Origin of the sequence: Amycolatopsis sp. VC5-11 (assembly GCF_037034185.1) — a bacterium.
GTDB lineage: Bacteria > Actinomycetota > Actinomycetes > Mycobacteriales > Pseudonocardiaceae > Amycolatopsis > Amycolatopsis nivea.
In genome coordinates, this window is record NZ_JBAGKF010000001.1 from 1257873 (window position 1) to 1270924 (window position 13052).

A 13052-nucleotide genomic window follows, 5' to 3' on the forward strand; every position below is an offset into this window, starting at 1 on the left:
GAAGCGCTTGCGGGCCCAAGCTGCCAGGCCACCGGCGACCACGACGGCAACAACGGTTTCGATCATCAGTGCAACGAGCACCATGGTGCTTCCTCCTCAGGTTCTCGGGCCGGCCAATCCTGTGCCGGCTGAGCGACTGGTTCGACGGCCGCTCCGGCCGCCACTGAGAACATCGCCCCGAAAGCCCGGGATATTTCGTCGAAAACCCACTTGATCTGGTGACGTCGGCCACTCTTGCCGCGAAAGCGTTTCAGCCGGAGGTCGAGCTGGGTAACGAGGTGCTTCCCGCAGGTGAACGCATGGACGCGGGTGCCCGGTCGGTCGTGGTCGGATACGCCCGCGGCGGTGCGGGCGCCCGCGACGTGCCCGCCCGCGGACCGGACGGCTCGACCGGCGGTTGCCGGTCCGGCGAGCCAGGGCTCACCTCCGGACCGGGCATCGGCACCTGGGCCGGATCCGACGGGACCTTCTTCGGCGCGACCGGGCTGGACGGGGCGGGCGAGACGGTGGCGAGTCCCGGTCCGGCAGGCATCACCGGCGGCTGTTCGGTCCCGCGGCTGCCCACCGCGAGACCGGCCACCACGAGCACCGCGACCGTCGCGGCGGAGCTGCCCGCGACCGCCCAGCGCTTGCGCCTGCGGCGGACGGCAGCACCGCGCACGATCACGTCCGCGGCGTCGACCTGCAGGGGCGGGCCGTCCGGCGTCCGTGCGAACAGCGCGCGCACATCGTCGGCATCATCGGAGACCATCTCGTTCACCTCCCTCCAGGGACGGGCAGTGCCTCGAAATGCGGGCCCAGCCGGGTCCGCAGGGTAGCCAGACCGCGCGCGGCCTGGCTTTTCACTGTGCCGGTCCGGCAGCCGAGCGCCGCGGCGGTCTCCTCGACGGACAGGTCCTCGAAGTACCGCAGCACCAGCACCGCGCGCTGGCGCGGGGCCAACGCGGCGAGTGCCTGCTGGATCAGCTGGTCGTGCTCAGTCTCGGCGGCAGGAGCCGGGACGTCGGGTGGTGCGTCGGTGAGCCGCTCCCGTTTCCAGCGGCTGCGGCGGTTTTCCGCGAGGAAAGTGCGCAGCACGATTTTGCGCGCGTAGGCGTCGAGCGCGTCGTGCCGGGCCAGCCGCGGCCAGGCGAGGTACAGCTTGAGCAGCGCCGCCTGTGCGAGATCTTCGGCCCGGTGCCAGTCCCCGCAGAGGAGGTAGGCGGTGGACCGCAGGCTGTGCGCGCGCTCGCCGAAGTACCGGGCGAACTCGCCGTCCCACGGCGAGCTCTGCCCGGACGCCGGACGGGAGCGGGAGGGCACCGGGCGATCAGCCCCAGACCGAGGGCAGGTGCAGGTCGCCGGTCGGGCCCGCGGGCACCGCGGTCGGGACGCGCTTGGACTTCGCGGGCTGACCCGGCGCGGCGACCTTCGGCGCGGCGGTGGTCTGGCGGTCCGCGGGAGCCGGGGCCGGCGCCGCGGTGGGCCGTTCGGCCGGAGCGGTCTGCGCCGGGGCCGGCTGCACCGACGGCGGGCCGTCCGCGGCGAAAGCGACCGCGCCGCCGGTCAGCGCGCCTCCGGCGAGCAGCAGCGAACCGATGGCGAGAGCGAAGCGAACACGCACGAGTTTCCTCCTGGTTCAGGCGAGCGCCGGGTGGCGCTTCTCTGCTCTAGTCATGCGGTCGGCGGTCGCCGGGGTTGCATCGGGTTTTTTCTTTTTTCCGGCCGGGACAGGCGAACGGCCGGGAGCGTTCGAGAGCTCCCGGCCGTCCGGTTGACGCTGGTTCGGTTCGCGGTCAGGCGGCCAGCGCCGACAGCTTGGTCCACGACGCCCAGTCGTATGTCCAGTCGCTGTAGTCGCCGTCCTTCGCGCCCAGCTGCTGGGTGCTGCCGGAGATCTCCACCGGGTCGCCGGGAAGGACGCTGTCGTAGTAGATCTTCGCGTTCGCCGGCGACAGGTTCAGGCAGCCGTGCGAGATGTTCTTCTTGCCCTGCGCCCAGATCGACCCGGCGAGACCGTGGATGAACTCGCCGTTGTTGGAGATCCGGACCGCCCACGGCACGTTCACGTCGGTGTAGTTGTAGCGCGGGTTGCTCATCGAGTACGTCGAGTGCTTCGACATGACCACGTGCGTGCCGCTGTGCGTGACGCGGCCAGGGTCGGAGTCGAGGCCGTAGCTCACCGGGAAGTCCATGACCTGCTGGCCGTCGCGGATGACCTGCATGGTGTGTTCCTGGGTGTTGCCCTTGACGATCTGCGAGCGGCCGATGGTGAAGCTCGCCGAGACGTCCTGCTTGCCGTAGACGCCGTCGCCCATCGAAACGCCGTAGATGTTGGCCGAGACGACGACCTTCGTGTTCGGCTTGAAGTACTCCTTCGGCCGCCAGTGCACCGAAGTGTCGCCGTTGAGCCACGCCCACGCGCCCTCGGTCTTCGGCGTGGTCTCCACCGACAGCGCGCGCTCGACGGCGGCCTTGTCCTTGACCGCGCTCGGGAACGTGAGCGCGATCGGCATCGCGATGCCGTAGGTCTGCCCGTCGCCGACGTTCAGGCTGCCCTGCATCTGGCGGCGCGGTTTGACCGTGGTGAACGAGCCGTTGATCGGGACCTGCTTGCCGTCCTCGCCGGTGGCCTGCCCGGACCAGGTGTAGGTCTTGCCGTAGCCGAGGTCTTCGGTGCTGCTCCAGCTCTTCTTGTCCGGGGACTGCTGTCCCTGCACCTGTTTGCCGTCGGCGTTCGTGAGCGTGACGCTCCCGATGGTGCCGTTCGCGACGGTCACCTTCGCCGGTTCGCCCGGCGCGACGTTGCCCGCCCCGGACGCCGGCGTGAGCGCCACGGCCGCCGGTTTCACCGGAGTGGCCGTCGCCTCGGTCGGCCCGCCGCCCGCGGTCCCGCCCGCGTTCACGCTCGACCCGCCGCCGCTGCACGCCCCGAGCGTGAGCGCGGCGACCAAGCCCAGCACCGCGACGCCGGCCCGGCGGCGTGCGAAGTGTCGGATTGTCACACCGATCCCCAATCTCCCCTTGGTACCCCGAACACCCAGACGTCCCGAGACACCTTCACGTTCACCGGAAACGGGGTGACCAGCATCACACTGCACCGAGTGACCATCACGGAAGCGGCTCGAACGACCGCGCACTGTGCATCCCCGAAGTGCGCTGGGTGTACTGGATCAGCGTAGCCGCGGGTCCGACTTCGGTGCGTAGGCAGCGATACGACGTTCCGGTGACGCGCGCACGTCGGAACCGATCCTTGCGATCAACGGGGTTCAGATTTGGTGAGATCCCGGTAGGCTGCTGACCAGGCCGTCGTTTTGCGTGTTCGTGGCTTCACACTCGCGGAACTTCTGACGCGAGCCGTGGGGCCGTAAAGCTCTTCGCTCGTCTCGTTGGAACCGCCCGGGACGGCCTGGGTGCCGCTTCGGTGGCATTCGAAGCGGATCTGTTACGAGGAGTACAGCGGTGGCGCAAGGCACTGTGAAGTGGTTCAACGCGGAGAAGGGCTTCGGCTTCATCGCGCAGGACGGCGGCGAAGGCGACGTTTTCGTGCACTACTCGGAGATCGAGGGACGCGGCTTCCGCACCCTCGAGGAGAACCAGCGAGTGGAGTTCGAGGTCGGCCAGGGGCAGAAGGGCCCGCAGGCCCAGAAGGTCCGCGCGATCTGAGTCAGGCCCGCGCGTTTTCTCAGGCCTGAAAGAAGGGCCCCGACGGGATTTCCCGTCGGGGCCTTTTTTCATTGCGACTTCCGTTGTGGGGAATGTTTGGAGCGACGGTTACCGCGGTTGATCCTGGCGGGTGTTGGGGCGGCAGCTGCCGGGTGCTCGGGTTCGGGGGTCGCCGGTCGAGGGCGGGTTTCGGCGAGGCTCCCGGCACGTACGGGCGACGCCGGATCGGATGGTTGCCCCACTGCGAGTGGGCGCGCGTGATCCGACCCGATCGGGTGGCGCTGGCCGCTGTGGCGGGTTGCTGGGGGCCGGGTCGGTCGCTGGAGTTGGCGGATTGGCTTCTCGCGAGCCCCGCTGTACCGCTCTTGGCGGGCGATCGTGCGGCCGCTCGACGGCAGTGGGTTCGGCTGTCGCCCTTGTCGTGAGCTATCCGCCGCGCCGTCCGTTTCACGGCCAAGACCGCGTCGTCGGCGGCGGAATCCGAGAGCGTCCCGCTCACCGGGACTCCGGCGGTCCGGCGACCCCTGGAAAGGGAAAACCCCCGGCCGTCGGGGGAAGCCGGGGGTTTTCGTTCAGGGGGCGGGGATCAGCGCCCGACGAGGGGCTGCTCGAACGTCTCCGCCGGGAAGTGGAATTCGTCGGTCATCGCGTCGGAGTGGCGGCGCTCCTGGGCGGAGGCGGCCTGGCCCTCCCACGAGAGGCGCTCCAGGATCCACTCCTGCGCCAGGGCCTGCGGGGTCAGGTTCCTGGCGACGGCGATGTCCTTGAGCTGCTGGCTGGCGATGAGGTTCATTCGCAGCTGGTAGACCTGCGCATCGCCGAAGCGGCTGCCGGTCCCGGTGCTCTCCGGGTCGGAGTCCGGGGCGAGCGCGGCGAGGTAGCTGGTGAGCTCCTTGTCCTCGACGACTTCGTCGCCGGCGGCTTTGGCGGCATTGCGATGCCGCCCGCTCGAGACGGCTTTGAGATTCGTGCGGCTGCTGAGGCGGCCGAGGGAGGGAAGAGGCACGCGGTCACGATAACGGTTGGGTCTCGGCAAAGAAACCACTGTGAGCCACGACACACGCATTTCCGTGCCCGGCAAGCCTAATTCGATCACCTGTTCAGCCCAGTCGGTAAACACATTTCGCGACTGTCTGTTGATCAGGGGTACGGAGAGTAGATCCGCAGGTCAGTGCCGGTGTGCGGAAATGGAGAGACCCCCGCGCCAGGGGGAGGAACGCGGGGGTCGGAGGGGATCTCCACAGGCGCTGACCGGGGGTGTGTCAGCAACACCGATTGTTGCACGAGTTCCGGGGATCGGCGAGGGGAAGCCGGGAGAAATCGTTCTGCGCGATCTTGGAATGCTTTACCAGGGAAGCTTCGGAGAGTGTTCGCAGGTTCACTCTCCGGGGGGCTGCCGGGGCTGCTCGCCGCTGGTTAGCCTCGCGGCCAGTTGTTGCGAACCGCACGGAGGGGCCATGAGCGGATCGGTCGAAGTTCGTCAGTTCCTCCTTCGGTACGAAGGTGCCGACGGGGGAAGCACGTCACTGTCCGGCGGCGTGCCGGCGCAGCGCGGGTCGTCGGAAGGGCACCGGGTCTCCGACGACCAGGTCCGCCGAGCCCGCCTGGCCGTCGCGGCCGGTGCGCTCGACGTCGAGGACTGCGCGCAGTTGCTGGAGATGCTCGGGCTGAGTCCGGGTGACGACGGTCAGGCGCCCGTACAGCGCTGAGAGGCTGGACGGCCGAACTGTGTGGGTTTCGGCGGCCTGAACTCTCGGCGTGCGCGCTCGTCTCCGGCGTAGAGTGGCGTGGCGCACACCGATCGTCCGACCCGGCTTCGAAGCGGCCGATCGGCGGGAAGCGGCGCGGGTGGGGCGTTGGCGCTGGCGTTACCGCAGGTCGGAGGCTCGCCGATCGCTTAATGAACCCCCCGTGCAAAGCCCTTGGAACGTGCCCTATGCTTGTAATCGCTCCCAGGGGAACACCTGAGAGCGCGGTCGGTCGGTCCACCGAAACCGATCGGGCTCCCATCGTTCAGTGGCCTAGGACTCCGCCCTTTCAAGGCGGCAACGCGGGTTCGAATCCCGTTGGGAGTACGCAGTACCAGTAAGGCCCTGTGGCGCAGTTGGTTAGCGCGTCGCCCTGTCACGGCGAAGGTCGCGGGTTCGAGTCCCGTCAGGGTCGCAAGATCGTTCGGCTCCTAGCCGGCGTTCCCGGCCAGGTAGCTCAGTTGGTACGAGCGTCCGCCTGAAAAGCGGAAGGTCGCCGGTTCGACCCCGGCCCTGGCCACAGCGAATTTCAGCCCCCATCCCAGCGGATGGGGGCTTTTTCGTCGTCTCGGTCTTCCCTTCGGAAACAGTCTTGCCAAACCTTCGGAGCGCTCCCCAGCCTCGATGATATCTCAAAAGGTCTGGACCACTGGAGGTCGAGGATGCCGGGAGATGTGGGACGTCGAGGTTTTCTGGCCGGATCGGCGGCGGTGGGGGTCGGGGTGATGGCACCGTTCGGAGCCGAGGCCGTCGAGGCGCGGTCCGGGGTGGCGGTTTACGCGAACAACGTCGGTTACGCGCCCGGCGCGCCCAAGCGGGCGGTGCTCGCCGCTGAGTCGCCCCGGGCGATTCCGAGGTTCACCGTCGCGGACCTCCCCACCGGAAAGGTCGTCTTCACCGGCAGCCCGCGACCGGCGGCTCAGGTCCCGGGATGGGACGACCGGCATTACTGGACCGCGGACTTCTCCGCCCTGAAGACCGAAGGCGAGTACGTCCTGCTCGCCGCGGACGGGCGGTCGCAGCCGTTTCGCATCGACCAGCTGGTGCTCGAGCGCTACACGCTCTCCCACGTCGTGCACTACTTCAAGGGCACCCGCAGCTCGGACCGGTTCGATCGCCAGGACCGGCAAGCGCCGATCGGCCCCAATGGCACGCAGGTCATGGACGCGCACGGCGCCTGGTACGACGCGACCGGCGACTTGGGCAAGCATTTCACGCAGCTGTCGGACCGCAGCTACTTCAATACTCTCCAGATCCCGCTCACCGCATGGGTGCTGGCCAAGGCGTACCAGCGGCTCACCGCGCGCGGCGACACCAACTTCACCCAACTGCGGACCTGGCTGGCCGACGAAGCGCTGTTCGGCGCCGACTACCTGCACCGGGTCAAACTCGACGGCGGCACCTTCGCCACGTCGGTCATCCAGCCGGGACCGCCGAAGGATCCGAAGCTGCGGTACGTCCTGGCGAACAGCGACGGCGACCCCGTCCAGGTGAATTACCGCGAAGGCGGCGGGGCCGCGATCGCGGCGCTGGCCGCGGCGACCACGCTGGATGCTTCGGGCGACTACTCGCACACGGAGTACTTGGCGACAGCGGAAGCTGCGTTCGAATACCTGGAGCAGCACAACGTCGAGATGACCAATGACGGCAAGGAAAACATCCAGGACGACTACGGTGCGTTGCTGGCGGCGGTCGAGCTGTACCAGGTGACCAAGAATCCAGTCTACCGCGAAGCAGCGGATCGCCGGGCGCACAACCTGTTGCAGCGCTTGGCTTCCTGGAAGTCCTACCGAGACTACTGGCGCGCGGACGACGGCGACCGGCCTTATTTCCATCCCTCGGACGCTGGCCTTCCGGTGATCAGCCTGCTTGCGTACACCGAGATCGCTGACGCGGCAACGGTTTCTGACGTGCTTAAGGTGGTGCGGCGCTCGCTGGAGTTCGAGCTTGCGGTGACCGCCGAGGTGCCTAACCCGTTTGGGTATGCGCGGAATCTTGTGCAAGATGGGGAGGGTAAGAGGTATAGCTCATTTTTCTTCCCGCACAACGTCACTCCGCGAGCGAAGGACCAGTGGTGGCAGGGGGAGAACGCGCGGATCGCTTCGCTGGCGACCGCCGCTCGCCTTGCTGCGCCCCGGTTTCCCGACGAGTTCGCGGCACGCCTGCGGTCGTACGCGGCTGATCAGCTGAACTGGATCTGCGGCAGCAACCCGTACGGCGTGTGCATGCTTGACGGCAGCGGCCACGCCAACCCGCAGTACAGCTGGCTCGGGTCGTGGCAGTTCCTGCCGACGTCAGGCGGAATCGTCAACGGCATCACCGGCTTGAACGAGGACGGCAGCGGGATCGCCTGGGACCGCGGCTACGTGGTCACCGGAAAGGACGACGACTGGCGGTGGGATGAACAGTGGCTGCCCCACTCGACGTGGTACCTGTACGCGGTCGCGGTGGGAGATTGATCCAGGCGGCATTCCTGGGGAGTAGCGGTGCACGGTGCCTGCTTCGGTGATGCCCGGTGGAGGGATGCTCGCGGCTAAGCAGGGATTCCGCACGATCGGCTACATCGACGGACTGCGGCGACTGGCTGTCGTCCGGCAGGGTTCGTGCCGGGCTGCCCTGAGCACTTTGCGGACGCCAGTTCAGCGGGCCAGAGGGTGGAGCCAGAGACGAGCTTGCCCGGTGCCCGGCTTGTTGCGGCGGCCGCTGGGCCGCGGCGCGCGAGCCTGCCTGTATCTGGCGTGGGCTCGCGCGTTGCCTGTTTGTCGCGGTGACTGGGTCGTGGCGCGGAATCTGGCGCTGCCTGCCACGGGCTTGCTCGGTGCTCGGTCGCCGGGTTGCGGCGCGGCACCTCATCGTGTCCGGCTGGACTTCCCGGCTCACTGTGGGCGATCTGTCCGGCTGCAGTGCGGAATCTGGTGGTGCCTGGCGTGAGCTTGCTTGTTGTCCGGCTCGCCGTGAGTGCTCGCGGTCGAGAGACCACGGCGCGGAGTCTCGCCAAGCCACGGAACCGGCTGCGTGCCCGGCACGAACTGAATCGTGCCGGGCACGCCACCAATCGAAACTCGAGCCCTAGATCAACGGCCCGCGAAACTTAGTCGTCCCCGGGACAAGCTGCACAGTCCCAAGCCCGCCGTGCGCGCTCGCGTACTCCAGCTCACGCGACAGATCGCCAACACCGTTCGTCCCCGGTTGGGGCAGCAGGTTCAGCGTGCTCAGCACCCCGAGTGCGTTGCCGTCGCGGTCGAGGAAGCCGCTGCCGGAGTCGCCGGGGATGCCGGGGGTCACGGTGAATACCGTGTGGCTCCAGCCGCCGCCTGTGTCGCCCAGGCTGGTGCCCTGTTTGGGGGACAGCTGGGTGATTCCGCCGCGTAGTTCCGAATTTCCGTAGCTGAGCACGGTGGCGAGTTGCTTCGTGCCGGTGGTGTTCACGCCGGTCGGTCCGCCCCAGAACGGCAGGCTTGGGTTCACCTTCGACACGTCCGCGGGGTCGACCTTCACGAGCGCGAGGTCGTTGTACTGGCACGTGTTCGCGTCCGCCTCGTGGCGGGACTGCATGGTCAGCCACGAGTTGTAGACGAGCGTTCCCGGCTTGCTCGCCCCGGCGATCTCGACGGGGGTGCCGAGCGGGAGCGAACCGGCGGAGCAGCCGTTCGTTTCGGTCGAGCCGCCGGTGCCGGAGCAGTGCGCGGCCTGTCCGAGGAAGACATCCGTTCCGTTGCTGTACACGAAGTTCGAGGTGCATTGCGCCCCGTTGGTGTGCGTCTGCACCCCGGGGTGCACGGCGGCGGTGTCCGCCGGGGCCCAGGTCGGGGCCGCTGCCCACGCGGTCGCGGGCAGCAATGCGGCGGCGGTCGCCAGTGCCGTCACCGCACTGGCCCGGGCCAGTGGTCGAGGGGTCTTCATCGGGCTCCCTTCGAGAAAGGCCAGCACTCACTCGGACGTGTGCTACTGACTGGTAGGCATCGGGGGTACATCACACCAGAGAGTGGTGCCAGTCACAACCGTTGTGACCCTGGGTGACTATTGACCTAGAGCTAGCTGGAGGTTGCACACTGATCGCATGACTGGGGAATGGAACATCGAGGCAGCAGACGTCGACGCCTACCTCGCGCGCATCGGACAGCGGCGGGAGGAACCGTCCGTAGCCGCGCTGGGGCGGTTGGCGCGGGCGCACGTCGAGGCGATCCCGTTCGAGAACGTCGACGTGGTGATCGGCCGCCATCGCGGGATCGAGCTGGACGTCGTCAGCGAGAAGCTCGTCGGACGTCGCCGGGGCGGGTACTGCTACGAGCAGGCCGGGTTGTTCGCGGCCGTCGCCGAGCAGTTGGGTTACCAGGTGCAGCGCACGGTCGCGCGGGTGCAGCCGCGGAAGAGCGGGCCGTACACGCACATGACGCTCGTGATTACCGTTGAGGGGCAACAGTTTCTCGTGGACGTCGGGTTCGGTGCCGGAATCCTGGTGCCGATGCCGTTGATCGACGGGGCCGAAGTGGACCAAGCCGGGTGGACGCATCGGACGACTCTCCGCGACGGCTGGTGGGTGCTCCAGAAGCAGGACGGCGACGGGTGGGAAGACCTGCACGAAGTGCTTCCCCTCGTGCACAGCCGACCGCTCGACTACCAGGTGTTCCACCACTACACGTCCACGCACCCGAAGTCCCCGTTCACCGGGCGGGTCGTGGTGATGCGGCTCGAACCGGGACGGTTCCGCAGGCTTCTCGGCCGCGAGTACCAGGAAAGCCACCCCGACGGCACGGTCGAGACGCGCACGATCGAACCGGTCGATCTCGGCAAGACTTTGGAGGACCTCGACGTCTTCCTCACCGAGGACGAGTTGGCGGCGCTGCTCGAGACCTACTGAAACAACTCCGCGGCAGCCAACGGCCGGCCCAGATGGTAACCCTGGGCCTGGTCGCAGCCGAGCTCCCGCAGCAGCGCCAGCTCTTCCGCCGTCTCGACGCCTTCCGCCACCACCGTCAGATCCACCGCGTGCGCCATCGCGATGATGCTCGTGACGATCGCGGCCGCGTCGCGGGAATCAGCGATTCCGGTGATGAACGAGCGGTCGATCTTGAGTGTGTCCAGCGTCAGCCGACGCAACTGGGCCAGCGACGAATAGCCAGTGCCGAAGTCGTCGATCGCCAGCAGAACGCCTAGAGAACGCAAGGCGGACAACACTTCTGCGGCTGCCGACGTATCGCGCATGAGGGCGCTTTCGGTGACTTCCAGCGTCAACGAGCCGGGCGGCAGACCGGTGGTGGCAAGGGCATCGCGGACCGCGGGCACCAGGTGCGGGTCGTCCAGCTGCCGGACCGAGAGGTTGACCTTCAGACTCAGGTCGAGGCCCCGGCCGGTGCGCAGCGCGGCGAGTTCGCGCGTGGTGTCGCGCAGGACGTACTTGCCCAGCACGTTGATCAGTTCGCTTTCCTCGGCCAGCGGGATGAATTCCGCGGGCGAGATCGCGCCGTGTTTCGGGTGGGTCCAGCGCAGCAGCGCCTCGACGCCGACCATTTCGCCGGTGCGCAGGTCGACCACCGGCTGATAAGCGGGCCATAGCTGTCCACTGTGGACAGCGTCGCGGAGGTCCTGCTCCATTCGCAACCGCCGCTGCATGCGTCTCCGCAGGGCGACGTCGAAGAATTCGAACCGGCCGCGGCCGCGGGATTTCGCTTGGTACATCGCGACATCCGCGTCGCGCAGCAGATCCTCCGCGCTGCGGCGGTCGTCTGGTTCCACGAGCACGATGCCCATGCTCGCGTCCAGATGCAACTGCCTGCCGTGCACCGAAACCGGTTCCGCCAGCACCGAACGCAGGTGTGCGGCGAACACGCCGACCTGCGCGGGACCGGTCGTCGCGGACGTGACGACCACGAACTCGTCGCCGCCCAGCCTGCCGACGACGTCGTCGGGGCCGGTGGCCCGGCGCAGCCGTTCGCCCGCGATGCGCAGGACCTGGTCGCCGACCGGGTGGCCGAGGGAATCGTTGATCAGCTTGAACTTGTCCAGGTCGAGGAACAGCACGGCGGCCGCCTCGCCGCCGTCGCGGCGGTCGAGCCGGTCCAGCACCAGGGTCCGGTTGGCGAGCCGGGTGAGCGGGTCGTGGGTCGCCTCGTGGGCCAGCCGGGCGCTGATCGCGCGCCGTTCGGTGATGTCGGTGAAGGACGTGACCACCGAGACGCCCCTCGGGTCGTCCGAATCGAGCAACCGCGAGGTCAGCGACACCCACACGTCGCGACCGTCGGGGCGGCGCAGGCGCACGACCAGGCCGTTGTGCGTGATCCCGGTGCGGCGCGTGTGCATGGACGGCAGCTCGTCGTCGGGGATCCGGTTGCCGTCCTCGTCGAACAGCACGAGCGTCGTGCACGGCACGCCGAGCAGGCCCGCTTCGGGGACGCCCAGGATGCGGCAGGCGGCCGGGTTCGCCGACTGGATCAGCCCGGTCGGGCCGATCACCAGCACGCCCTCGTCGAGCGCGGCGACGACCGTCGCGTAGTGCTGTTCGACGCGGCGACGTGCGGTTTCGTCCGTGCAGACCAGGAGGAAGCCGTCGACGGTCTCGGTCGCGGACACCCGGACCTGCCGCGGCGAGCCGTCCCGGCAGCGGTGGGTTTGCTCGACGTCGCCATCACGGATCGAGGCTGGGGACGGGTCGATGCCGAGCACCTCGTGCACCCGCCTGCCGAGCGCTTCCGAGGCGGGCCAGCCGTAGACCGTCTCGGCGGCCGGATTCCAGCCGGTGACGATGCCCTCGGCGGTGATCGTGACGACGGCGTCGCTGACGTGCGTGACCAGCGCTTCCTGCGCGCGGACGGCGGCCGCGGCGGCGTGTTTGACGGTGCTGTCGCGGATCACCACCTGGAACGACGGCGGGTTCGAGTCGCTGGTGCGCACCGAAACGGTTTCCGCCACGAATTTGCTCCCGTCCAACCGTTTCAGCACCGCTTCGCGGGGTTCCGCGCTGGGATCCTCCAGCAGGTCCGCGGATTCGGCAGCCACGAAGTCCGCGAACTCGCGGCTGACGACCTCGTGCGCCGCCCGTGCCGCGAACAGGTCGAGCGCCGCCTGGTTGGCGTAGGTGACGACGCCGCCGGAATACACGCAGATCGCGTCCGGGCTCTGCTCCATCAGCAGCTGGTACCGGTCGGACAGCTCCGCGAGGTCGGACTTCTCCGGCACCGTCTCCGCGACCGCCGAAGCGACGCCGAGCAGGCCGGTCGTGTGGTCCTGTTCGCCGACGGTCCGCGCACGCAGCCGGATGCGGCGCGCGGTGCCGTCGGGGCCGTCCTGCGGCTGCTCGAGTTCGAAATCGCGGCCGGGCGGGGTGCGGCGGAGGTTCGCGGTGAGCGGGCGGAGCAGCTCGGTGAGCCGGTCGCACAGCTCCTTGCCGGTCGCGCCGGGGAGGCCGAGCACCGCGTCGAGGCCGGGCAGCCAGGTGAGGGTCGCCGGTTCGGAGGCGCGCAGGGAGAACAGGACCCCCGCGCCGGCGTCCGGCCGCAGGCCCGCTAGCTGGGCGCGCCGGGTGATCCCACCCGGTTCACCGGCCAGGGCGTCAGCCTCCATGGTGCTTCCGATCCCCCTTGTCGGCGTATGGCCCGTCGATTACACCACCGAGTGAAGCCTGTGTATATCCGCACGGGGAGCTGCTTGCGTCACTCGTCC

The 13052-nt window shown here is 68.6% G+C and carries 11 protein-coding genes and 3 tRNA genes; 7 read left to right on the forward strand and 7 right to left on the reverse strand.

Annotation, left to right across the window (positions count from 1 at the left end; all coding sequences use genetic code 11):
* Window positions 1–250: 250 nt before the first annotated feature.
* The 4 genes from WA670_RS06225 to WA670_RS06240 form a co-directional block, all read right to left on the reverse strand.
* Window positions 251–751, reverse strand: a complete 501-nt coding sequence (locus WA670_RS06225) for a hypothetical protein (protein WP_336157118.1) — start codon at window positions 749–751, stop codon at window positions 251–253.
* 5 nt (window positions 752–756) lie between these two features.
* Window positions 757–1302 (reverse strand): SigE family RNA polymerase sigma factor, encoded by a 546-nt coding sequence (locus WA670_RS06230; RefSeq protein ID WP_037807444.1) that lies wholly within the window; start codon window positions 1300–1302, stop codon window positions 757–759.
* A 7-nt stretch (window positions 1303–1309) separates the two neighbouring features.
* Window positions 1310–1603 (reverse strand): hypothetical protein, encoded by a 294-nt coding sequence (locus tag WA670_RS06235; protein WP_037807446.1) that lies wholly within the window; start codon window positions 1601–1603, stop codon window positions 1310–1312.
* A 172-nt stretch (window positions 1604–1775) separates the two neighbouring features.
* A complete protein-coding gene (locus WA670_RS06240) occupies window positions 1776–2984 on the reverse strand; it encodes a L,D-transpeptidase (protein WP_336157119.1) in 1209 nt (402 codons plus the stop codon).
* Between the two features lie 457 nt (window positions 2985–3441).
* On the opposite strand from WA670_RS06240, the gene WA670_RS06245 reads away from it, so the two are divergent.
* Window positions 3442–3645 carry a cold-shock protein gene (locus WA670_RS06245; protein WP_003097368.1) on the forward strand — a complete coding sequence of 68 codons (204 nt, stop codon included), beginning with the start codon at window positions 3442–3444 and terminating at the stop codon, window positions 3643–3645.
* Between the two features lie 586 nt (window positions 3646–4231).
* On the opposite strand, the gene WA670_RS06250 is transcribed toward WA670_RS06245, so the two are convergent.
* A complete protein-coding gene (locus tag WA670_RS06250) occupies window positions 4232–4651 on the reverse strand; it encodes a hypothetical protein (RefSeq protein WP_037807455.1) in 420 nt (139 codons plus the stop codon).
* Window positions 4652–5102: 451 nt separating this feature from the next.
* Here WA670_RS06250 and WA670_RS06255 point away from each other — a divergent pair, with 451 nt between their 5' ends.
* The 5 genes from WA670_RS06255 to WA670_RS06275 all read left to right on the forward strand — a co-directional run bounded on the left by WA670_RS06255 (window position 5103) and on the right by WA670_RS06275 (window position 7852).
* Window positions 5103–5354 (forward strand): hypothetical protein, encoded by a 252-nt coding sequence (locus WA670_RS06255; protein ID WP_275295220.1) that lies wholly within the window; start codon window positions 5103–5105, stop codon window positions 5352–5354.
* 293 nt (window positions 5355–5647) lie between these two features.
* Window positions 5648–5720: transfer RNA gene (locus WA670_RS06260), tRNA-Glu, on the forward strand.
* A 14-nt stretch (window positions 5721–5734) separates the two neighbouring features.
* A tRNA-Asp gene (locus WA670_RS06265) sits at window positions 5735–5808 on the forward strand.
* Window positions 5809–5839: 31 nt separating this feature from the next.
* Window positions 5840–5913: transfer RNA gene (locus tag WA670_RS06270), tRNA-Phe, on the forward strand.
* A 205-nt stretch (window positions 5914–6118) separates the two neighbouring features.
* A complete protein-coding gene (locus WA670_RS06275; RefSeq protein ID WP_336157120.1) occupies window positions 6119–7852 on the forward strand; it encodes a glycoside hydrolase family 9 protein in 1734 nt (577 codons plus the stop codon).
* A 610-nt stretch (window positions 7853–8462) separates the two neighbouring features.
* On the opposite strand, the gene WA670_RS06280 is transcribed toward WA670_RS06275, so the two are convergent.
* Entirely contained in the window at window positions 8463–9296 is an 834-nt protein-coding gene (locus WA670_RS06280) for a hypothetical protein (protein ID WP_037807464.1), read from the reverse strand.
* 157 nt (window positions 9297–9453) lie between these two features.
* Here WA670_RS06280 and WA670_RS06285 point away from each other — a divergent pair, with 157 nt between their 5' ends.
* A complete protein-coding gene (locus tag WA670_RS06285) occupies window positions 9454–10254 on the forward strand; it encodes an arylamine N-acetyltransferase family protein (RefSeq protein ID WP_336157121.1) in 801 nt (266 codons plus the stop codon).
* Here WA670_RS06285 and WA670_RS06290 read toward each other — a convergent pair.
* Window positions 10248–12953, reverse strand: coding sequence for a sensor domain-containing protein (locus WA670_RS06290; RefSeq protein WP_336157122.1), 2706 nt, complete (start codon window positions 12951–12953; stop codon window positions 10248–10250). The genes WA670_RS06285 and WA670_RS06290 overlap by 7 nt on opposite strands.
* Window positions 12954–13052: the final 99 nt, after the last annotated feature.